Below are 23,891 nucleotides of genomic sequence, written 5' to 3'. Positions count from 1 at the left end.
AAAATCTTCCCTTCTATAGTAAGTTTCATTTATTTTCCTAAACAGAATTGTGAGAATAACTGATCAATGAGACTCTCATGTACCGTATCACCTATGATTTCGCCTAGTAATTCCCATGTTCTAGTTACATCGATCTGAACAATATCTACTGGCACTCCAGCTTTTGCAGATTCAATCGCTTCTTCAATCGCTTCTAAAGCTTGTTGCAATACGGAAATATGGCGGGCATTCGAAACATATGTTAAATCATCTGATTCAATTTGGCCCTCAAAGAATAAATCTGCAATTGCCTCTTCTAATGCATCAACACCTTCTTCTTTTAATAAAGAAGTGGTCACAATCCGTCTACCATTTGCTAGAGACTTCACTTTTTCTAAATCGATTTGTTGCGGTAAATCCGTTTTATTGACAACTACAATAAAATTCATGTTTTGTATCGTTTCAAATAATCTTACATCTTCTTCTGATAATGGTTCTGCTGCATTTAACACGAGCAATATTAAATCAGCCTCTTTTAATACTTGGCGAGATCTTTCTACCCCTATCCGTTCAACGATATCTTCCGTTTCCCGAATACCTGCTGTGTCCACTAAACGTAAAGGAACACCCCGAATGTTGACATACTCTTCTATAATATCACGTGTTGTACCTGCTATGTCTGTAACAATTGCTTTATTTTCTTGCACTAAACTATTTAATAACGATGATTTCCCGACATTTGGTCTTCCTAATATCACCGTTGATAAACCTTCACGCAAAATTTTCCCTTGGCTCGATGTTTGAAGCAATTTTTTTATTTCCTCACGAACCCAAGTACATTTTTCTAATAAGACTGGAACCGTCATTTCTTCAACGTCATCATATTCTGGATAATCAATATTTACTTCCACATGAGCTAAAGTTTCAATTAAAGCTTGACGCAAGTCTTTAATTAACTTAGACAATTTCCCGTCCATTTGATTTAGGGCAACATTCATAGCTCGATCCGTTTTCGCCCGAATTAAATCCATTACCGCTTCCGCTTGAGATAAATCAATTCGCCCATTTAAGAAAGCACGTTTTGTAAATTCACCTGGTTCTGCAAGCCGTGCACCATTTCTTAAAACAAGATTTAATACTCGATTTACAGATACTAGTCCCCCGTGACAGTTGATTTCCACTACATCCTCACGAGTAAATGTTTTTGGTGCCTTCATCACCGACACCATTACCTCTTCCACTATCTTTTCGGTTTTAGGATCAATTAAATGGCCGTAATGAATTGTATGAGTTGGTTGGTCTTGTAATTTTTTATTATTTGGTGATTTAAATATTTTATCCGCTACTTGTATTGCATGATCTCCACTTAAACGAACGATGGCGATTGCTCCTTCTCCCATCGGTGTGGATATCGCAGCAATTGTATCTGTTTCCATTCATTTCACTCCTTTTATTATCCACATGTGGATAACTTACCGAACATTCTCACTAACAAAATAGATTATCACAAATTATTACAAATCGAAAGTATAGGAACTTTTCCACATGTGGATATTTCTGAATTCATCTCAAAATGCTAATAAAAAAACGATCTATCTTTTCGATAGATCGTTTTCATTTTACTTAACCGGTTCAATTACTAAATGACGATTAGGTTCTACACCTTCTGAATATGTTTCAACATCCAATCGATTTGCTAATGCATTATGAATAATTTTTCTTTCATATGATGGCATTGGTTCCAATGCAACTTTTTTTCCTGTCCGTATCGCTTTATCTGCCATTCTCTCTGCCAATTGTTCCAACGCTAGTTGGCGACGCTCACGATAATTTTCAACATCCAGCCTAACTGTGACATACGATTTTGCAGTTTTATTTACAACTAGTTGAGTTAATTGTTGCAACGCATTTAAATTTGCACCACGTTTTCCAATAATCAATGCTGCTTTTTCGCTCTCTAATTTGAAAAGAATCGTTTTTCCTTCTTTTTCCGTTTCAATTTTTAAGTCATGAATATCCATCGCTTTTGCAATGTTTGTTAAGTATTGTACAGCACTTTCAATTGGATCTGTTTGTTCTTCTTCTTGAACTTCTTCATCGTTTGATTGTTCTGATTGTGGTTCTATACTTGCCTTTACCTCTTCAGGTGTCCCATCTTCTGCTAACTTTTCTTGCCCTTTTTCCTTTTCTTCTGTTACTTCTTCAATAATCGTTACTCGAACTTCCGCAGGGCGAGCACCAAATCCTAAAAAACCTTTTTTTGCTTCTTGCAGAACTTCAATTTCCACTTGTTTGCGTGATACGCCAAGCTTTTGTAACGCTAAAGCAATTGCTTCTTCCTTCGTTGCGCCTGTTTGCGTAATTTGCTTCACTTTTTCGCTCCTCCAGTTGTCGCAGGTTTTTCAGTTTCATTCTTTTGCCAAGGTTTCTTATATATAAATAGATTTTGGATTACCGAAATAATATTTCCGACTACCCAATATAATGATAAGGCTGCCGGTAAAACCATCCCAAATCCTATGATCATAAGAGGCATAATATACATCATCATTTTCATTTGAGGGTTGTCCATCGCTGGGCCTGTCATTAATACAATATATTGAATTAAACCAGCTGCAATTGCAAGAATTATACTAGGTTCCGCCAATGGGAAGATTAGAAATGTTCCAAGCTCAAATTCTGGCGTAACATTCATGCGGCTAATCGCATGATATAGTCCAATGATAATTGGCATTTGAATTAAAGCAGGTAAACATCCCATCATCGGGTTAACACCAGTAGATTGCATTAAAGCCATTAATTCTTGTTGATATTTTTGCTGTGTTACTGCATCTTTAGAACTATATTTTTGTTGAAGTTCCTTTATTTTTGGCTGTATTTCTTGCATTTTCTTTGAGCTTTGTACTTGTTTAATTGTTAGTGGAAGTATTGCCAATCTTATGATAATTGTTACCGCGATTATGCCTAATCCATACGATCCTAATAAATCAGCAAAGAATTTTGTAATGGAAACGATTGGCCAAACAATAAATTGATTCCAAAACCCTTCACTTTCAGCAGAAATCGGTTGATTATATTCAGTACATCCGCTAAGAAGAATAACTGCTGAAGCTAAGGTCAGTATAATCCAAAATTTTTTTTTCAACTCTGCTCCTCCTAAAGTTCTACAGTTCTTCGAATTCATTTTTTAGCTATTTTACCATGTTTTGATATAGATACTCTACCTCGAGTTTAATTTCAATTTACTTTTATTTTTTAAAATTGATGACGCTTACATTAAACAATCAAGAGTTCTTTTTTCGTTTAATAACTTTTGCAATTTTCAGCACATGCTCTAAACTTTTTTTCGTTTCATGATAATTTAAGTTGGCCGCCGATACTCTGGCGATAATAACATAATCCATATCTTGTCTAAGCTCTTCTTTTATTTCAAAAAATACTTGTCGGATATAACGTTTCACTTGGTTCCTAATCACAGCATTTCCTATTTTTTTCCCTATGGATAGCCCAATTCGAAATTCCTTTTGTCCCTCTTTAGGCAAACAATAAACGACAAACTGGCGATTAGCGTAAGATTTTCCTTCATTAAACACCTGTTGAAATTCTTTATTTTTTTTAATTCTTTGGCGCTTCCTCACTCGATCAATCACCCGCTTTTTCCTTAAATTGCAACGAGAAAAAAAAGACCACTGAAAATTCAGTGGACTTATGCTGATAACACTTTTCTTCCTTTACGACGACGTGCAGCTAATACTTTACGTCCATTTTTTGTGCTCATACGTTTGCGGAATCCGTGTACTTTGCTGTGTTTTCTTTTTGATGGTTGATATGTGCGTTTCATCTATATTTACACCTCCAAAGTGATTATTCAGTATCTAATCATACATATAGACCTGAATATTATATAAAAAGACCCTTCTTATTGTCAAATGACTATTCGATTACAAGTTTAGGAATGCTGCTCTTATTATTCAAAATTTTTTAAAAAATATCCACAGTGAAATTGTAGATATTCACAAATATTGTGGATAATATTTTTTGTAATTTTTTTATCCACAACTGTTATCGACATCTTTTTCACAAACCCAACCCCTGTGGAAAAACATATTGTGAATGAAAATGAACATTGTGGATAAGTTTATCAAGCTATTGAAACAACGATGTTTTTTTGATAGGATAATTGTGCTTTAATTTGTGGAAAACAATTTCGGGAAATATTTTATCCACAGTTGTTAATAACTTGTGGATAAAATAAACCACAACCTATGGAAAAAAGTTATCCACAGGTTGTGATTTTGTGTTTTAATAAAATTGGAGAATTGTTTTTGAATGGAATTATTCAAATTAAAATATGAAGTAAAGGAGTCACAGGCTTGGAACATTTAGATGAGTTATGGAACAAAGTCCTGGCCCGAGTAGAACAACAAATTTCAAAACCAAGCTTTGAGACGTGGTTAAAGTCTACAAAATTGCTCTCATACAAAGGAACAAACGTAACCATTGCTGCGCCAAACTCGTTTGCGCGAGAATGGCTGGAAAACCACTATGTACATCTAATTGCAGGAATCTTATCTGAATTAACTGGAGAAGATTTGTATATTAAATTTGTTGTACAAAAGGACCAGGACAACGAAGATTTTGATATTCCGGCGCCGGTTATTCAAACAAAAACAGCTGAGCCTTCTGAAGGCCCTCATAGCATGCTTAATCCAAAATACACTTTTGATACGTTTGTTATTGGCTCGGGAAACCGTTTTGCTCATGCTGCTTCCCTCGCAGTTGCGGAAGCACCGGCAAAAGCTTATAACCCTTTCTTTATTTATGGGGGAGTAGGATTAGGGAAAACCCATTTAATGCATGCAATTGGACACTACGTACTTGAACATAATCCAAATGCAAAAGTAGTTTACTTGTCTTCTGAAAAATTCACGAATGAATTTATTAATTCTATCCGAGATAATAAGGCGGAAGAATTCAGAAATAAATATCGTAACGTGGACGTTTTGTTAATTGATGATATTCAATTTTTAGCTGGAAAAGAATCAACGCAAGAAGAATTTTTCCACACTTTTAATACTTTACACACTGAATCAAAGCAAATTGTTATTTCAAGTGACCGTCCGCCAAAAGAAATTCCAACATTAGAAGATCGATTACGATCTCGATTTGAATGGGGGTTAATTACAGATATTACCCCACCTGATTTAGAAACGCGAATCGCTATTTTACGTAAAAAAGCAAAAGCTGATGGACTAGATATACCTAATGAAGTAATGCACTATATTGCTAATCAAATTGACACAAACATTCGTGAATTAGAGGGAGCGCTAATTCGCGTTGTCGCGTATTCATCATTAGTGAATCAAGACATTACTGTAGAACTAGCACAAGAAGCTTTAAAAGATATTATGCCTAATTCGAAACCGAAATCCGTGACAATCCAAGATATTCAAAAAGTAGTAGGAGAACATTACAACATTCGATTGGAAGACTTCAGTTCAAAAAAGCGAACAAAATCTATAGCCTTTCCTCGGCAAGTAGCGATGTATTTATCGAGAGAACTTACGGATTTTTCTTTGCCAAAAATCGGGGAAGAATTTGGTGGGAGAGACCATACAACGGTAATTCATGCCCATGAAAAGATTGAAAAAATGTTGAAGGAAGACCAACAATTACAGGAAGAAATGAAACAAATTCGAAGCTTGCTTGGAAAATAAGATTGTGGATAACTTACTTTTTCTTTAACAGGGATATACACAAAGTATCAACATGTGGATATGTTGTTTTTTATAGATAAAACTATACTTATCCACAAATCCACAACCTCTAATACTATTTCTATTAATTATTAAAAAAAATAATAATTTAATAAGTGAGGTATGACGATGAAATTTGAAATAATGAGAGATCGGTTGTTGGATGGACTAAATGATGTAACAAAAGCGATTAGTTCGAAAACAACAATCCCAATCTTAACAGGGATCAAAATTGACGTAACAGATAATGGAGTATTACTTACAGGATCTGATGCGGATATAACAATTCAAACGTTCATTCCTGCTGAAGAAGATGGCAATCAAATTATTAATATTGTTGAAACAGGGTCCATCGTTTTACAAGCTCGAATGTTTAATGAAATTGTAAGAAAACTGCCTACAAATGATGTTGAAATTGAAGTGAAAAATGAATTACAAACTCATATTCGTTCTGGTAAAACAGAATTCCATTTAATCGGTTCAGACGCATCTGAATATCCGTTATTGCCAGAAATCTCTACTGAAAATCGATTTGAAATCCCTGCTGATTTATTAAAATCGGTTATTCGCGAAACGGTGTTTGCTGTTGCTGCTAGTGAAAGCAGACCTGTACTAACAGGGGTTAACTGGAATATAGAAAATGATGAACTAATTTGCGTTGCAACTGATAGCCACCGATTAGCAAGAAGAAAAGTAAAATTAGAAAATCTACCAAATGGCATTGAATCCATTGTTATTCCTGGAAAAAGCCTGAACGAACTAAATAAAATTTTGGGTGAAACAAGCAATCCTGTTGAAATAACGATGTCCAATCAACAAATTTTATTCAAAACAGATCATGTTTTATTTTTCTCACGTTTGCTAGAAGGGAACTATCCGGATACATCTCGCTTAATTCCAAATGAGTTTAAAACAAACATTAAGCTGGATGGAAAAACATTTTTACAAGCAATTGATCGTGCATCATTAGTTGCTAGAGAAGACCGAAATAATGTTGTACGATTTGAAACATTAGAAGATGACGCTGTGAAAATATCGTCCAATTCCCCAGAAATCGGAAAAGTAGAGGAACAAATTCCAGTTGAATCGATTGAAGGAGAGGAATTGGTTATTTCCTTCAGTGCAAAATACATGATGGAAGCGTTAAAAGCAATCGATGGACAAGATGTAATTATTCAATTTACTGGTGCAATGCGTCCATTTATCTTACGATCAGTGCATGATGATTCCATCCTTCAATTGATTTTACCTGTAAGAACATACTAAATAGATTGAAAAAGTGTAGATTAAGTCGAAATGTAGGCTTGTCTACACTTTTTTGCTTAAAAAGATGGATTCCATTATAAAAACTGGACTAACTAATTTAGAAAAGGGGGCACTAGGTTTATAGATTCTTGAGAAAATGATATGTTTTTTATTTTTTTTTATGATAAAAAATGTGAATAATTTCGTGTTGAATTTTTAATAACATTCGTTTTTTAATCAAATTATAAAGACGCTAGAAAATGCTAAAAAGGGTTTGAATTATATGTTTTTCGTCAAAAATTATGTTAGGCTTCTATTGCTTTTCTAGCTTATTAGCGATAATTAAGGTAAGATTAAATGATAGATGTTCGCTAAACGGAGGCTGAATTTGTTTGAATGAAATAGTAATTGATACTGAATTCATCACCCTAGGACAAGTACTGAAAGTTACGAATGCTATTAGTTCTGGTGGTATGGCAAAATGGTTTCTAGAAGAAACGGATGTTTATGTGAACGGCGAAATAGAGAAACGCCGAGGCAAAAAATTAAGGAATGGTGACGTTGTTAATATACCTGGTATTGGAAGATATGTAATTGTAAACAAGAACGGAGAAAAGGAATGATTATTGAGCGTTTACAACTTACCAATTACCGTAATTATGAATCTCTCAACTTAGAATTTTCTCCACAAATTAATGTCTTGATTGGAGAAAATGCTCAAGGAAAAACAAATATATTAGAATCTATTTATGTTTTAGCGATGGCTAAGTCCCATAGAACGAGTAATGATAAAGAATTAATACGTTGGGAAACAGACTATGGTAAAATAAAAGGTGAAATCAAAAACCGATACGGTAAAATCCCCTTAGAATTGTTAGTTACTAAGAAAGGTAAAAAAGGGAAAGTTAACCATATTGAACAATTGAAACTGAGTAATTATATAGGGCAAATTAACGTTGTGATGTTTGCGCCAGAGGACTTAAACATAGTGAAAGGAAATCCTCAAGTGCGCAGACGTTTTATTGATATGGAAATTGGGCAAATCTCTCCCGTTTATTTACATGAATTATTGAATTTTCAAAAGCTTTTAAAACAACGAAATCAGTTGTTGAAAAATTATCAGGGGAAACCGAAAATCGATGAAGTACTGTTTGACATTTACACTGAACAATATATTCAATCCGCAGTACAAATTATTCGTAAACGATTTGAATTTGTTGATTTATTACAAGAATGGGCAGAAAAAATCCATTCCGGCATATCCCAAGGAATTGAAAAGTTAAAGATTAAATATCTCACAACAAAAGGGATTGAAAAAGATTGGACTGCTAATGAAATGGCTACATACTTAGCAGAAAAATTTACTCAAGTGAAAGAGAAAGAAATGGAAAGGGGCCTTACTTTAATTGGACCTCATCGTGATGACTTGCAATTTTTCGTAAACGATTACGATGTTCAAACATATGGTTCGCAAGGACAACAAAGGACAACAGCCCTTTCATTGAAGTTAGCAGAAATTGAATTAATAAAACAAGAAACGGGAGAAGCCCCTATTCTTCTATTAGATGATGTGTTGTCTGAATTGGATGATTTCCGTCAATCGCATTTGCTGAATACGATTCAAGAAGAGGTACAGACATTTGTAACAACTACGAGTGTTGATGGAATTCACCACGAGACGATACAACATGCGAAATTGTTTCACGTGAAACAAGGGAAAGTGGAGATTTGATTAGCGTTTATTTTTTCGCATTTTAAAATAAGAATTTCAAATAATGCATACAAGGGTATGAAAGAGTAGGTGAACGTGGTGGCTTTAGAGGAAAGTAAAGTTCAGGGAAACTATGATGCTGACCAAATACAAGTTTTAGAAGGATTAGAAGCTGTCCGCAAACGTCCAGGAATGTATATTGGAACAACAACTTCAAAAGGTTTGCACCATTTAGTATGGGAAATTGTAGACAATAGTATTGATGAAGCGTTAGCTGGCTATTGTAATAAAATTCATGTAACGATTGAAAAAGATAATTGGATTCGAGTAGAAGATAATGGTCGCGGAATACCAGTAAGCACACATGAAAAAATGGGTATACCTGCAGTTGAAGTCATTATGACTGTGCTCCATGCCGGCGGAAAGTTTGGTAGCGGAGGATATAAAGTTTCAGGTGGTTTACATGGTGTTGGAGCTTCTGTTGTAAACGCGTTGTCTTTAGAAACAGAAGTTTATGTGAAACGTGATGGTCATATTTATTACATTAAGTTTTCCCGTGGAAAAACTGTAGAGCCGTTAAAAATTATTGGGGATACTGACGAAACTGGAACAACTACTCGCTTTAAAGCGGATCCAGAAATTTTCCGAGAAACTACTGTGTATGATTATGAAACGCTAGCAACCCGCATTCGTGAATTGGCGTATCTAAATCGAGGCATCATCCTTACTTTAACGGATGAGCGTGGAGATGAGGTCCGTTCTGATTTTTATCATTATGAAGGCGGAATTAGAGAATATGTTGAACATTTAAATGAATCCAAGGAACCGATTCATGAAACGATTGATATTGCGGGTGAAAAAGATGGAATTTCATTAGAAATTGCACTGCAATATAATTCGGGATATTCAACTGATATATATTCATTTGCTAATAATATCAACACATATGAAGGTGGTACCCACGAATCAGGATTTAAAACAGCCTTGACTCGTGTCATAAATGAATATGCACGAAAAAACGGCTTGTTAAAAGATAATGATGCAAACTTAACAGGAGAAGATGTCCGAGAAGGATTAACTGCGATTATATCTGTTAAACACCCTAATCCTCAATTTGAGGGTCAGACAAAAACAAAATTAGGAAATTCTGAAGTAAGCACAATTACAAATCAAATCTTCTCGGAAACTTTTGAACGTTACTTATTAGAAAATCCATCGGTAGCTAGAAAAATTGTTGAAAAGGGAATTATGGCTGCTCGAGCTCGAATTGCAGCTAAAAAGGCACGTGAATTCACGAGAAGAAAATCAGCGTTGGAAATTTCAAACTTACCGGGTAAACTTGCAGACTGTACTTCAACAAACCCAGCAGAATCAGAAATTTTCATCGTCGAGGGGGATTCAGCAGGCGGATCTGCGAAATCTGGCCGAGATCGATATTTCCAAGCGATTCTTCCTTTGCGCGGAAAAATTTTAAACGTTGAAAAAGCCAATTTAAACCGCATTTTATCCAATGCAGAAATTCGTGCGATGATTACTGCATTTGGTACGGGTATTGGTGATGAGTTTGATTTAGAAAAAGCACGATATCATAAAATCATTATCATGACCGATGCCGATGTCGATGGAGCGCATATTCGTATTTTATTGCTAACGTTCTTCTTCCGCTTCATGCGTCCGCTTATTGAAGCAGGATATGTATATGCTGCTCAACCACCTCTATATCAAGTGAAACAAGGAAAACATGTTGAATATTGTTATTCAGACGAAGAACTTCAAGAAATATTAAATCGCCTTCCAGACAATCCAAAACCTACAATTCAACGATATAAAGGTTTAGGAGAAATGAATGCAGATCAGTTATGGGAAACTACGATGGATCCTGAAAGACGTACGTTGCTTCAAATTCAATTGGATGATGCTATTAAAGCAGACCAAATTTTTAGACAGTTAATGGGCGATGAGGTTGAGCCTCGTAGACAATTTATTGAAGAAAATGCCGTCTATGTTGAAAACTTAGACATTTAATTTTTATGAAGGGAGGTTATTATCTTTGGCTGAGAATATACATTCTGAAATCAAACAAGTAAAGATTAGTGAAGAAGTTCAATCATCTTTTTTAAGTTATGCAATGAGCGTAATTGTTTCTCGCGCGTTACCAGACGTACGAGATGGTTTAAAACCAGTTCAACGCCGTATTTTATATGGCATGCATGAACTGGGGAATCATTCAGATAAACCGTATAAAAAGAGCGCTCGTATCGTTGGTGACGTCATGGGGAAATACCACCCACACGGTGACTCTTCCATCTATGATGCAATGGTGCGTATGGCTCAAGATTTTAGTTATCGTTACGTATTAGTTGATGGTCACGGTAACTTTGGTTCCGTTGATGGAGACGGCGCAGCTGCAATGCGTTATACAGAATCTCGCATGTCTAAAATTGCTATGGAGATGTTGCGAGATATCAATAAAGATACGATTGATTACGATCCAAACTATGATGGAACAGAAAAGGAACCTAAAGTATTACCGTCTCGTTTCCCAAATTTACTTGTAAATGGTGCATCGGGAATTGCAGTTGGAATGGCTACGAATATACCGCCTCATCAATTAGGAGAAACAATCGATGCTGTTGTTGCTGTAGCTGAAAATCCCGAAATTACGACAGAAGAATTGATGGAAATTATTCCGGGACCTGATTTCCCAACAGGTGGTATTATTTTGGGACGAAGTGGAATTCGTAGAGCTTATGAAACAGGTCGCGGTACAATTGTTGTCCGTGCAAAAGTAGAAATTGAAACGAGCTCAACTGGTAAAGAAACAATCATCGTCACAGAAATCCCTTACCAAGTGAACAAAGCGAAATTAATTGAAAAAATTGCTGAGCTGGTTCGAGACAAAAAAATTGAAGGAATTTCGAATCTTCGTGATGAATCTGACCGCCGTGGAATGCGGATTGTCATTGAAGTCAGAAAAGACGCTAATGCAAATGTTGTGCTAAATAATTTATATAAACAGACAGCAATGCAAATGAATTTTAGCGTGAATATGCTTGCGCTAGTAAATGGACAACCGAAAGTATTAAGCTTAAAAGAAGTACTTTATCAATATTTACAACATCAAAAAGAAGTTATTACACGCCGCACACAATTTGAACTTCGAAAAGCGGAAGATCGAGCTCATATTTTAGAAGGTTTGCGCATTGCTCTAGATCATATCGATGAAATCATCAATATCATTCGTTCTTCCCGCACTGGTGAAGAAGCAAAACCAATATTAATGGAACGTTTCAACTTAACCGACAAACAAGCACAAGCGATACTAGATATGCGTCTTGTTCGCTTAAGCGGACTTGAAAGAGAAAAAATTGAAAATGAATACCAAGAATTACAAAAATTAATTGGCGAGTTAAGAGCGATTTTAGCGGATGAGGCAAAGATAGTAGATATTATTAAAAGAGAATTGCTAGAAATAAAAGAAAAATATAATGATGAACGCCGGACTGAAATAGCTCCTGGTGGCCCTGAGATGATTGAAGATGAAGATTTAATCCCAAGGGAAGATTCTGTTGTTACACTAACTCATAGAGGTTATATAAAAAGACTTGCATCCAGCACGTATCGCAGTCAAAAACGTGGTGGCCGTGGAGTTCAAGGAATGAATACTCATGAAGATGATTTCGTTGAACATTTATTGTTTACATCTACTCACGATGTCATTTTATTCTTTACTTCTAAAGGAAAAGTATACAGAGCAAAAGGTTATGAAATCCCTGAATTTGGTCGCACGGCAAAAGGTTTACCGATTGTAAACTTATTAAACCTTGATAAAGAAGAGAAAGTAACAGCGATGATTCGAGTAAAAGAGTATGACGAAAATGCCTTCTTCGTCTTTACAACAAAAATGGGGATTGCGAAACGTACATCTTTATCACAATTTGCCAATATCCGAAATAACGGCTTAATTGCTATTCATTTACATGAAGACGATGAATTGATTTCTGTTCGATTAACAGATGGTTCTAAACATGTCGTAATCGGTACAAGAAATGGCATGTTAATTCGCTTTGAGGAACAGGATATTCGTGAAATGGGCCGCACAGCAGCTGGTGTGCGCGGTATAAAACTTCGCGACGGTGACTGGGTAGTTGGTATGGAAATTGTAGAACCTGGTCAAGATATTTTAGTCGTGACAGAGAAAGGTTATGGAAAACGAACTTCTGAGTCAGAATACCGTTTACAAAATCGCGGTGGAGTTGGAATAAAAACGATTCATATCACCGAGAAAAACGGTCCAATGTGTGCGGTGAAAACGGTAGATGGTACAGAGGATATCATGTTAATCACGAATAATGGTATTTTAATTCGCATGGATGTAAATGATATTTCTTGCATTGGACGAAATACTCAAGGCGTTCGCTTAATTCGATTAGCAGAAGATGAGCACGTTGCGACGGTAGCAAGAGTGAAAAAAGAAGATAATTCTGATGATCATGATTCAACTACAGAAGTAGAAAACGAAGTTAAAGATGAAGAAAAAGAAACTTCAAATGAAGTAGAAAACAAAGATTTAGATGAATAATCTTAATTTCGAAAAACAGAAACATTGCTTAAAGTAATGTTTCTGTTTTTTCTTTTTAGAAAAGTACTAAAATATTGACTAAATTATTGTATAATTTTACATAGAGAATTCTTTTTGAAAAAAACAAAAAGGGGTTTTCAGTGTGAAATTTACAATGGTGAATGTAAATAACTTGGAGTTAGGTGCAATTATCGCAAAAGACATCTATGCTAATACTAGATTTCCAATTATAACTAAAAATTCACCTATTTCCCATAAGCATTTACATGTCTTTAAAGCTTTTAATATCCATGAAGTGCCTATTCTCATTAATAGCGTGAAAAAGTCTGTTCCAAGTAAAACAGGAGAGGTCGAAGAAGTTATCGTCATTACGGAGCAAGTAAAACAAATTAATCCCTTTGAAAAAAAGTATTTAGAAACATTGGAGCAATTTAAAAAAGACTTTAGCAATTGGGAAGCTGGAGCAAAAATTGATATGACAAAAGTAAGAGGAACGATTTTTCCTTTAGTAGAACAAGTTTTGCAAGATCGGTCATATATTTTTGATTTAAACAGCTATTCTAACCCGAATGAATATCTATACCACCATTGTATCGCTACAGGATTAATAGCAGCTTCAATTGCTAACAAATTAGGATTTGACAAAGGAAATACATTGCAGATGGCGATAGCAGGGACATTAGCAGATTGTGGGATGTCAAAAATTCCAAAAAGCATTCGAAATAAAAAAGCGGCATTAACTGAAGCTGAATTTAATGAGATTCGGAAACATCCAATTTACAGCTATAACATGGTAAAAGAATTACCAGCATTGAAGGCTGAGATGAAAATTGCAATATTCCAACATCATGAACGTTTAGATGGAAGTGGATATCCATTAGGAGTTAATCATGAAAAAGTATCTCAATTAGCACAAATTATTGCAGTTGCTGACACATTCCATGCAATGACTAGTGAACGTTTGTATCGTTCAAAAGAGTCTCCTTTTAAAGTAATTGAAATGATTAAAGAAGAGGAATTTGGTAAATTTGATATTCAAGTGGTTAATGCAATGACGAATCTAGTAGCTGATTTACCAATCGGAACAAAAGTAGAATTGTCAAATTTAGAGAAAGCAGAAGTAATGTTTATCAACCAATATAATCCAACACGCCCTTTAATAAAATTATTAAAAAATGGAGAAATCATTGATCTATCAAAACAAAGATCATTAACAATTTCAAGAGTCATAACAAATGAATAGATAGAAATGCTAAATTTTTATTAAGTCGATGGATAGTTAACTTAGAAAAATAATCATTATGCTGTTGAATTTTTTATCTTTCTATAATAAAATCATTCAGTGTTAAAACATTTTGTATATGTGCTATGTATCTTTATACTATTACCTGAAAGCCTCTTTTCTAATCTTATGATGTCAGAAGGTCATCTTGTAACTATTTATTGAATCTATTGAATTTTTGGTGCTCAAGGTGGCTGATATTAGAGTTTGTTAAAAAGATGCGAATACTCTTTAAATAAAAAATATAAATTTTAATAAAAAAATTTGAAGTTTAATATTGACATCTGATTTAGAACTTGTTATTATAAATGAGTCGCTGCGAGGCGATAGAAAATGAACCTTGAAAACTGAACAACAAAACGTTAATGCAATAAATTATCTAGTTGTTAACCCTCGTTAACAAACTAGATTCGGACATTAAATTTTTGAGCAAATCAAATTTTCTTTTATGGAGAGTTTGATCCTGGCTCAGGACGAACGCTGGCGGCGTGCCTAATACATGCAAGTCGAGCGAACCAATTGAAAGCCTAGCTTTCATGAGGTTAGCGGCGGACGGGTGAGTAACACGTGGGTAACCTGCCCTATAGACTGGGATAACTCGCGGAAACGCGTGCTAATACCGGATAACACATCAAAGTGCATGCTTTGATGTTGAAAGATGGTTCTGCTATCACTATAGGATGGGCCCGCGGCGCATTAGCTTGTTGGTGGGGTAACGGCCTACCAAGGCGACGATGCGTAGCCGACCTGAGAGGGTGATCGGCCACACTGGGACTGAGACACGGCCCAGACTCCTACGGGAGGCAGCAGTAGGGAATCTTCCACAATGGGCGAAAGCCTGATGGAGCAACGCCGCGTGAGCGAAGAAGGTCTTCGGATCGTAAAGCTCTGTTGTAAGGGAAGAACAAGTGCAGTAGTAACTGGCTGCACCTTGACGGTACCTTACTAGAAAGCCACGGCTAACTACGTGCCAGCAGCCGCGGTAATACGTAGGTGGCAAGCGTTGTCCGGAATTATTGGGCGTAAAGCGCGCGCAGGCGGTCTCTTAAGTCTGATGTGAAAGCCCCCGGCTTAACCGGGGAGGGTCATTGGAAACTGGGAGACTTGAGTGCAGGAGAGGGAAGCGGAATTCCATGTGTAGCGGTGAAATGCGTAGAGATATGGAGGAACACCAGTGGCGAAGGCGGCTTCCTGGCCTGTAACTGACGCTGAGGCGCGAAAGCGTGGGGAGCAAACAGGATTAGATACCCTGGTAGTCCACGCCGTAAACGATGAGTGCTAAGTGTTAGGGGGTTTCCACCCCTTAGTGCTGCAGCTAACGCATTAAGCACTCCGCCTGGGGAGTACGGTCGCAAGACTGAAACTCAAAGGAATTGACGGGGGCCCGCACAAGCGGTGGAGCATGTGGTTTAATTCGAAGCAACGCGAAGAACCTTACCAGGTCTTGACATCCCGCTGACCGCTATGGAGACATAGCCTTCCCTTCGGGGACAGCGGTGACAGGTGGTGCATGGTTGTCGTCAGCTCGTGTCGTGAGATGTTGGGTTAAGTCCCGCAACGAGCGCAACCCTTGTCCTTAGTTGCCATCATTCAGTTGGGCACTCTAAGGAGACTGCCGTACAAATACGGAGGAAGGTGGGGATGACGTCAAATCATCATGCCCCTTATGACCTGGGCTACACACGTGCTACAATGGACGGTACAAACGGTCGCGAAGTCGCGAGACGGAGCCAATCCGAAAAAACCGTTCTCAGTTCGGATTGCAGGCTGCAACTCGCCTGCATGAAGCCGGAATCGCTAGTAATCGCGGATCAGCATGCCGCGGTGAATACGTTCCCGGGCCTTGTACACACCGCCCGTCACACCACGAGAGTCTGTAACACCCGAAGTCGGTGAGGTAACCCTTTCGGGAGCCAGCCGCCGAAGGTGGGACAGATGATTGGGGTGAAGTCGTAACAAGGTAGCCGTATCGGAAGGTGCGGCTGGATCACCTCCTTTCTAAGGATATTTACGGAAGCGTTAGCGTTTTGTGTTCAGTTTTGAAGGTTTATTATAATAAACCTTACTTAATATTAGTAGGATGGGCCTATAGCTCAGCTGGTTAGAGCGCACGCCTGATAAGCGTGAGGTCGATGGTTCAAGTCCATTTAGGCCCACCATAATTTCATAACGGGGCATTAGCTCAGCTGGGAGAGCGCCTGCCTTGCACGCAGGAGGTCAGCGGTTCGATCCCGCTATGCTCCACCATATTTCACTAATTTGGTTGTTCTTTGAAAACTGGATAAACGACATTGAAAGCAAGATATTTACTGTAAAGTTCTTAATTTTGGTTAAGTTATTAAGGGCGCACGGTGGATGCCTTGGCACTAGGAGCCGATGAAGGACGGGACTAACACCGATATGCTTCGGGGAGCTGTAAGTAAGCTTTGATCCGGAGATTTCCGAATGGGGGAACCCACTGTTCGTAATGGAACAGTATCTTAACGTGAATCCATAGCGTTAAGAAGGCACACCCAGGGAACTGAAACATCTAAGTACCTGGAGGAGAAGAAAGAAAAATCGATTCCCTGAGTAGCGGCGAGCGAAACGGGAACAGCCCAAACCAAGAGGCTTGCCTCTTGGGGTTGTAGGACACTCTATACGGAGTTACAAAAGGATGGGTTAGACGAACCGTTCTGGAAAGGACGGCCAGAGAAGGTAAAAGCCCTGTAGTCGAAAATCCATCCTCTCCTGAGTGGATCCTGAGTACGGCGGAACACGTGAAATTCCGTCGGAATCCGGGAGGACCATCTCCCAAGGCTAAATACTCCCTAGTGACCGATAGTGAACCAGTACCGTGAGGGAAAGGTGAAAAGCACCCCGGGAGGGGAGTGAAAGAGAACCTGAAACCGTGTGCCTACAAGTAGTCAGAGCCCGTTAACGGGTGATGGCGTGCCTTTTGTAGAATGAACCGGCGAGTTACGATTACGTGCAAGGTTAAGCAGAAGATGCGGAGCCGCAGCGAAAGCGAGTCTGAATAGGGCGTTTTGAGTACGTGGTCGTAGACCCGAAACCAGGTGATCTACCCATGTCCAGGGTGAAGGTGAGGTAACACTCACTGGAGGCCCGAACCCACGCACGTTGAAAAGTGCGGGGATGAGGTGTGGGTAGCGGAGAAATTCCAATCGAACTTGGAGATAGCTGGTTCTCTCCGAAATAGCTTTAGGGCTAGCCTCGTGTGAAGAATACTGGAGGTAGAGCACTGTTTGGACTAGGGGCCCACCTCGGGTTACCGAATTCAGACAAACTCCGAATGCCAGCTATTTATACACGGGAGTCAGACTACGAGTGATAAGATCCGTGGTCAAAAGGGAAACAGCCCAGACCACCAGCTAAGGTCCCAAAGTAATCGTTAAGTGGAAAAGGATGTGGCGTTGCTTAGACAACCAGGATGTTGGCTTAGAAGCAGCCATCATTTAAAGAGTGCGTAATAGCTCACTGGTCGAGTGACGCTGCGCCGAAAATGTAACGGGGCTAAACGATTCACCGAAGCTGTGGATTCGTGCGTTGCACGAGTGGTAGGAGAGCGTTCTAAGTGCGTCGAAGTCAGACCGGAAGGACTGGTGGAGCGCTTAGAAGTGAGAATGCCGGTATGAGTAGCGAAAGATGGGTGAGAATCCCATCCACCGAATGACTAAGGTTTCCTGAGGAAGGCTCGTCCGCTCAGGGTTAGTCGGGACCTAAGTCGAGGCCGAAAGGCGTAGACGATGGACAACAGGTTGATATTCCTGTACCACCTCCCCGCCGTTTGAGTGATGGGGGGACGCAGGAGGATAGGGAATGCACGCCGTTGGTCGAGCGTGTCCAAGCAGCAAGGCGTGGAAGTAGGCAAATCCGCTTCCTAATACGCTGAGCTGTGATGGGGAGCGCGTTACGCGCGAAGTTCCTGATTTCACACTGCCAAGAAAAGCCTCTAGCGAGGCGGGAGGTGCCCGTACCGCAAACCGACACAGGTAGTCGAGGAGAGAATCCTAAGGTGAGCGAGAGAACTCTCGTTAAGGAACTCGGCAAAATGACCCCGTAACTTCGGGAGAAGGGGTGCTCATTGGGGTGCAAGCCCTGATGAGCCGCAGTGAATAGGCCCAGGCGACTGTTTAGCAAAAACACAGGTCTCTGCAAAACCGTAAGGTGAAGTATAGGGGCTGACGCCTGCCCGGTGCTGGAAGGTTAAGAGGAGGAGTTAGCGCAAGCGAAGCTCCGAATTGAAGCCCCAGTAAACGGCGGCCGTAACTATAACGGTCCTAAGGTAGCGAAATTCCTTGTCGGGTAAGTTCCGACCCGCACGAAAGGCGTAACGATCTGGGCACTGTCTCAACGAGAGACTCGGTGAAATTATAGTACCTGTGAAGATGCAGGTTACCCGCGACAGGACGGAAAGACCCCGTGGAGCTTTACTGTAACCTGATATTGAATTTCGGTGCAACTTGTACAGGATAGGTAGGAGCCGTAGAAGGGGGAGCGCCAGCTTCCCTGGAGGCGCCCTTGGGATACTACCCTGGTTGTACTGAAATTCTAACCCGCAAGCCTGATCGGCTTGGGAGACAGTGTCAGGTGGACAGTTTGACTGGGGCGGTCGCCTCCTAAAAGGTAACGGAGGCGCCCAAAGGTTCCCTCAGAATGGTTGGAAATCATTCGCAGAGTGTAAAGGCATAAGGGAGCTTGACTGCGAGACCTACAAGTCGAGCAGGGTCGAAAGACGGGCTTAGTGATCCGGTGGTTCCGCATGGAAGGGCCATCGCTCAACGGATAAAAGCTACCCCGGGGATAACAGGCTTATCTCCCCCAAGAGTCCACATCGACGGGGAGGTTTGGCACCTCGATGTCGGCTCATCGCATCCTGGGGCTGTAGTCGGTCCCAAGGGTTGGGCTGTTCGCCCATTAAAGCGGTACGCGAGCTGGGTTCAGAACGTCGTGAGACAGTTCGGTCCCTATCCGTCGTGGGCGTAGGAAATTTGAGAGGAGCTGTCCTTAGTACGAGAGGACCGGGATGGACACACCGCTGGTGTACCAGTTGTCTTGCCAAAGGCACCGCTGGGTAGCTATGTGTGGACGGGATAAGTGCTGAAAGCATCTAAGCATGAAGCCCCCCTCAAGATGAGATTTCCCATTGCATAAGCAAGTAAGATCCCTCAAAGACGATGAGGTAGATAGGTCCGAGGTGGAAGCACGGTGACGTGTGGAGCTGACGGATACTAATCGATCGAGGACTTAACCAATCATTTCAATGTCGTTATCCAGTTTTGAGAGAACAACCTCTCATATAGTGAAGTGACGATGGCGAAGAGGTCACACCCGTTCCCATACCGAACACGGAAGTTAAGCTCTTCAGCGCCGATGGTAGTAAGGGGCTTCCCCTTGTGAGAGTAGGACGTCGCTTCGCAAAAAGGCACCACAATAGTGGTGCTTTTTTTATTGCAAAAGTTGAAGCCCCTTACTAACAAGGACTGAAAGTCCGATCGGCGCGATACAGAAACCACATGCTAAACAAAAGTAAAATAAATATTTGAAGGAGACGAGAAGCACGGGGACCAAGAAGTTCAAGGAAGCGAGGCAGCCCGGAGCGGAGCGTACTATGTACGTGAGCACCGGACTGCCGAAGCTAACACAGAAATTCGCTGGTCAACGTGCTTCGGAGTTAGCGCCGATGGTAGTTAAGGGGTCCCCTTGTGAGAGATAGACGAGCGCTTCGCAGAAGGCACCACAATAGTGGTGCTTTTTTTTATTGCAAAAATAAGCTCCCAACTACCAAAGACCGAAGGTCAGGTCGGCGCGAACAGGACGTTGTTTTTCAATATACCACTGCAAAAGGTTCATTTCGTAAAACCCAACGGTTTAAAAAATGAAGTCAAATATGACTGATTATCAAGCAATTCAATGCCATTTATTAATTGAATGATGAAGTTGGTCGTAATCCCCTTCATGATATATTTAAAAAAATAAATAGTTGGGTTGCATCTTTTAATTAGTTAATAGCCATTTTTAATGTTGGAAGATATCAAATTTCATAATTGCATGTAAAAAGAGCAAAATAAATCTAGTTTAGCGTTATATATCTAAATTAAAATAGTGTAACACAAAATGACAATTTCCAATAGTCCGAATACTTTTTCTATTTGTTAGATTCTTGACACTAGGAAAACATGTTGATAATCTTACTATTAATATTCGTTTTGTACTTAGGAGGAATAATCGAAATGTGGGAGACGAAGTTTGCAAAAGAAGGATTAACATTCGACGATGTATTATTAATACCAGCGCATTCAGCAGTATTACCAAAAGAAGTAGATTTATCAGTACAACTTACACCAAAAATCAAATTAAATATTCCTATTATTAGTGCTGGAATGGATACAGTAACTGAATCTAGAATGGCGATTGCAATGGCACGTCAAGGTGGAATCGGGATTATTCATAAAAACATGTCCATTGAAGAACAAGTAGAAGAAGTAGAAAAAGTAAAACGATCTGAAAATGGTGTCATTACGAATCCTTTCTTTTTAACACCAAGTCATCAAGTGTTTGATGCTGAACATTTAATGGGTAAATATCGCATTTCGGGTGTTCCAATTGTAAATAATGAAGAAGAACAAAAATTAGTGGGAATTATTACGAATCGAGATTTACGTTTCATTTCCGATTATTCATTGAAAATTGAAGAAGTAATGACAAAAGAAGATTTAATAACAGCTCCTGTAGGAACGACATTAGAAGAAGCTGAAAAAATATTACAAAAGTATAAAATTGAGAAACTTCCAATCGTAGATAATGAAGGAAAATTAACAGGTTTAATTACAATTAAAGACATCGAAAAAGTAATAGAATTCCCAAATGCAGCAAAAGACAGCATTGGTCGACTTGTAGTAGGTGCTGCTGTTGGGGTTTCAAAAGATACAAGTGCCCGTGTAAAAAAATTAGTTGAAGCGCAAGTAGATGTTATTGTTATTGATACAGCTCACGGCCATTCTCAAGGCGTAATTGATACAGTTAAAGAAATTCGAAATGAATATCCAGATTTAGAGATTATTGCAGGAAATGTTGCGACAGCTGAAGCAGCACGTGCATTGTTTGAAGCAGGAGCGGATGTAGTAAAAGTAGGTATTGGCCCTGGATCCATTTGTACGACTCGTGTTGTAGCAGGTGTAGGTGTACCACAAATTACAGCGATTTACGATTGCGCAACAGTTGCTCGCGAATATGGTAAAACAATTATTGCAGATGGTGGCATTAAATATTCCGGTGATATCGTGAAGGCTCTTGCAGCAGGTGGACATGCTGTTATGCTTGGTTCACTTCTTGCAGGAACAACAGAATCACCTGGTGAAACAGAAATTTTCCAAGGACGTCGTTTTAAAGTATATCGTGGAATGGGTTCTCTTGCTGCGATGGAACAAGGTTCAAAAGACCGTTATTTCCAAGAAGATGCGAAAAAATTAGTTCCTGAAGGCATTGAAGGACGTGTACCATACAAAGGGCCTCTTGCTGATACAATCGAACAATTAGTGGGTGGTATCCGTTCAGGAATGGGATATTGCGGAGCTCCTAACTTAGAACATTTACGCGAAAAATCTCAATTCGTCCGCATGACAAATGCAGGTCTTCGTGAATCTCATCCACACAATGTACAAATTACGAAAGAAGCTCCAAACTATTCTCTTCAATAATTTGAAACCTAAACACTCTTCTAACGTCACTGTAGATGTTAGAAGAGTGTTTTTTCTTGTTCGTTACACACATCGAATACTATCTATGGTAAAATGAGCGAAGATGATAATAATGAGTGGAGGTACATTTAAGTGAAAACAGCAAGGAAGACATCAATGATCAGCTTACTCATGATTCCAATTCTGTTAATTAGCATGATTGTTACGACACCCCAAGCCAATGCTGAAACAGATTTAGGATTAAATGTTGGGGCTGCCATTTTAATTGATGCAGATTCAGGGAAAATATTATACGAGCAAAATGCTGACACACCGCTTGGTATTGCGAGTATGTCAAAAATGATGACAGAGTATATTTTATTAGATGCGATTAAAGCTGGTACAGTTAGTTGGGATCAAGAATATCGCGTGACGGAATATACATATAAGTTGTCACAAAATCGTGCATTAAGTAATGTGCCGTTAAGAGCAGATGGAACTTATACGATTCAAGAATTGTATGAGGCAATGGTAATTTACTCTGCAAATGCTGCTACAGTGGCAATCGCTGAAACAGTAGCTGGAACGGAAACAGAGTTTATAAAGCTAATGAATAAAAAAGCGGAAGAATTAGGACTAGAAGGGTATAAATTTGTCAATTCAACAGGATTAAATAATGCTGATTTAATGGGCATGCATCCTGCTGGGACAGGTCCGGAAGATGAAAACGTAATGCCAGCTCGCTCAGTTGCAAAACTTGCCTATCATTTACTGAAAGATTATCCTGAAGTTTTAGAGACTGCTAGCATTCCGAGAAAAACGTTCAGAGAAGGTACAGATGATGCCATTAAGATGGAAAACTGGAACTTCATGTTGCCAGGGTTGGTATATCAATATCAAGGTGTCGATGGATTGAAAACAGGTACAACTAATTTAGCGGGATACTGTTTTACAGGAACTGCTGAACGAAATGGTACACGTTTAATTTCAGTTGTAATGAATGCTGTTGATTCAAACGGTGTTGGTTCATATAAAGCGCGTTTTGATGCAACAGCAAAATTGTTCGATTATGGTTTTAGCCAATTTGCAAAACAAGAAATTATTCCAGCCGACTTTTCTGAAAAAGGAAAAGAATCTATTAAAGTCATTAAAGGAAAAGAAGATAAAGTAAAAATTGCTGTAAAAGAACCTTTATCCATGCTTGTAAAAACATCAGAAAAAGATTTATATCAACCAAAGTTAGTGTTAGATAAAGAGTCCCTTGAAGCGAAAGTTGAAAAAGGGACGGTAGTTGGGAAAGTTGTAATTGAAAGAAAAGAAGGTTCTGATTACGGTTTTATCGATGGTAAAGAAATGGCTGTTGATGTAGTAACAGCAGACGATGTTGAACGAGCAGGATTTATCTCATTATTCTTCCAAGGAATCGGTAATTTCTTCAGTAATCTTTGGGGAGGCATTACTGGTTTTGTAGGAGGCTTATTTTCATAACAAATTAGGCAATTAAAACTTTTCGCTAATAGAATTTATTTCAAGAAAGCTAGGAACCACTAGATGTGGATTCTTAGCTTTTTTCTTTGATATATATTCTAATACTTTTGGAAATTAAATGTAAATTTTATATAAAATGGTATATAATTGGCGTTTGGCGATGGCAACT

The 23,891-nt window shown here is 38.9% G+C and carries 14 protein-coding genes, 2 tRNA genes and 3 rRNA genes; 14 read left to right on the top strand and 5 right to left on the bottom strand.

The genetic code is table 11. The features are described from left to right. Nucleotides 1-29 precede the first annotated feature (29 nt). From mnmE to rpmH, 5 genes are all read right to left on the bottom strand, one after another. Nucleotides 30-1,415 (bottom strand): tRNA uridine-5-carboxymethylaminomethyl(34) synthesis GTPase MnmE, encoded by a 1,386-nt coding sequence (mnmE, locus tag NST00_RS02940; protein ID WP_016838928.1) that lies wholly within the window; start codon nucleotides 1,413-1,415, stop codon nucleotides 30-32. 183 nt (nucleotides 1,416-1,598) lie between these two features. After that, entirely contained in the window at nucleotides 1,599-2,351 is a 753-nt protein-coding gene (gene jag, locus NST00_RS02935; protein ID WP_340709626.1) for an RNA-binding cell elongation regulator Jag/EloR, read from the bottom strand. Continuing rightward, nucleotides 2,348-3,124: a membrane protein insertase YidC gene (gene yidC / locus NST00_RS02930; RefSeq protein ID WP_016839590.1), complete on the bottom strand. Its 777-nt coding sequence runs from the start codon at nucleotides 3,122-3,124 to the stop codon at nucleotides 2,348-2,350. Before yidC ends, jag begins: the two co-directional genes overlap by 4 nt. 139 nt (nucleotides 3,125-3,263) lie before the next feature. Beyond that, nucleotides 3,264-3,617 carry a ribonuclease P protein component gene (rnpA, locus tag NST00_RS02925; RefSeq protein WP_096552378.1) on the bottom strand — a complete coding sequence of 118 codons (354 nt, stop codon included), beginning with the start codon at nucleotides 3,615-3,617 and terminating at the stop codon, nucleotides 3,264-3,266. Nucleotides 3,618-3,685: 68 nt separating this feature from the next. Beyond that, on the bottom strand, nucleotides 3,686-3,820 hold the full coding sequence (gene rpmH / locus NST00_RS02920) for a 50S ribosomal protein L34 (RefSeq protein ID WP_016839592.1): 135 nt from the start codon (nucleotides 3,818-3,820) through the stop codon (nucleotides 3,686-3,688). Between the two features lie 532 nt (nucleotides 3,821-4,352). On the opposite strand from rpmH, the gene dnaA reads away from it, so the two are divergent. From dnaA to NST00_RS02850, 14 genes are all read left to right on the top strand, one after another. Continuing rightward, complete coding sequence (gene dnaA / locus NST00_RS02915) at nucleotides 4,353-5,696, top strand: chromosomal replication initiator protein DnaA (protein ID WP_016839593.1); 1,344 nt, start codon at nucleotides 4,353-4,355, stop codon at nucleotides 5,694-5,696. A gap of 168 nt (nucleotides 5,697-5,864) precedes the next feature. Further along, complete coding sequence (gene dnaN / locus NST00_RS02910; protein ID WP_016839594.1) at nucleotides 5,865-7,001, top strand: DNA polymerase III subunit beta; 1,137 nt, start codon at nucleotides 5,865-5,867, stop codon at nucleotides 6,999-7,001. 371 nt (nucleotides 7,002-7,372) lie between these two features. After that, nucleotides 7,373-7,603, top strand: coding sequence for a S4 domain-containing protein YaaA (gene yaaA, locus NST00_RS02905; protein ID WP_016839595.1), 231 nt, complete (start codon nucleotides 7,373-7,375; stop codon nucleotides 7,601-7,603). Next, entirely contained in the window at nucleotides 7,600-8,712 is a 1,113-nt protein-coding gene (recF, locus tag NST00_RS02900; protein WP_016839596.1) for a DNA replication/repair protein RecF, read from the top strand. The genes yaaA and recF overlap by 4 nt, the downstream gene beginning before the upstream one ends. 69 nt (nucleotides 8,713-8,781) lie before the next feature. Then, nucleotides 8,782-10,716: a DNA topoisomerase (ATP-hydrolyzing) subunit B gene (gyrB, locus tag NST00_RS02895; protein ID WP_408056489.1), complete on the top strand. Its 1,935-nt coding sequence runs from the start codon at nucleotides 8,782-8,784 to the stop codon at nucleotides 10,714-10,716. Between the two features lie 25 nt (nucleotides 10,717-10,741). Further along, nucleotides 10,742-13,273 carry a DNA gyrase subunit A gene (gene gyrA / locus NST00_RS02890; RefSeq protein ID WP_016839598.1) on the top strand — a complete coding sequence of 844 codons (2,532 nt, stop codon included), beginning with the start codon at nucleotides 10,742-10,744 and terminating at the stop codon, nucleotides 13,271-13,273. Between the two features lie 142 nt (nucleotides 13,274-13,415). After that, on the top strand, nucleotides 13,416-14,516 hold the full coding sequence (locus tag NST00_RS02885) for an HD-GYP domain-containing protein (RefSeq protein WP_340709625.1): 1,101 nt from the start codon (nucleotides 13,416-13,418) through the stop codon (nucleotides 14,514-14,516). A 484-nt stretch (nucleotides 14,517-15,000) separates the two neighbouring features. Further along, nucleotides 15,001-16,553: ribosomal RNA gene (locus tag NST00_RS02880) — 16S ribosomal RNA — on the top strand. Between the two features lie 84 nt (nucleotides 16,554-16,637). Further along, a tRNA-Ile gene (locus tag NST00_RS02875) sits at nucleotides 16,638-16,714 on the top strand. A 12-nt stretch (nucleotides 16,715-16,726) separates the two neighbouring features. Next, nucleotides 16,727-16,802 (top strand) — tRNA-Ala (locus NST00_RS02870). 81 nt (nucleotides 16,803-16,883) lie between these two features. Continuing rightward, a 23S ribosomal RNA gene (locus tag NST00_RS02865) occupies nucleotides 16,884-19,810 on the top strand. Between the two features lie 48 nt (nucleotides 19,811-19,858). Continuing rightward, nucleotides 19,859-19,974: ribosomal RNA gene (gene rrf, locus NST00_RS02860) — 5S ribosomal RNA — on the top strand. Together the 16S, 23S and 5S rRNA genes with 2 tRNA genes alongside form the textbook arrangement of a ribosomal RNA operon. An 814-nt stretch (nucleotides 19,975-20,788) precedes the next feature. Continuing rightward, complete coding sequence (gene guaB / locus NST00_RS02855) at nucleotides 20,789-22,255, top strand: IMP dehydrogenase (RefSeq protein ID WP_016839551.1); 1,467 nt, start codon at nucleotides 20,789-20,791, stop codon at nucleotides 22,253-22,255. Nucleotides 22,256-22,411: 156 nt separating this feature from the next. Next, nucleotides 22,412-23,722 carry a serine hydrolase gene (locus NST00_RS02850; RefSeq protein ID WP_202947431.1) on the top strand — a complete coding sequence of 437 codons (1,311 nt, stop codon included), beginning with the start codon at nucleotides 22,412-22,414 and terminating at the stop codon, nucleotides 23,720-23,722. Nucleotides 23,723-23,891 lie beyond the last annotated feature (169 nt).

The organism is Ureibacillus sp. FSL K6-0165 (assembly GCF_038004285.1).
GTDB lineage: Bacteria > Bacillota > Bacilli > Bacillales_A > Planococcaceae > Ureibacillus > Ureibacillus thermosphaericus.
Note: the sequence above shows the minus strand (reverse complement) of the source record. Positions and strands in the feature narration are given on the sequence as shown.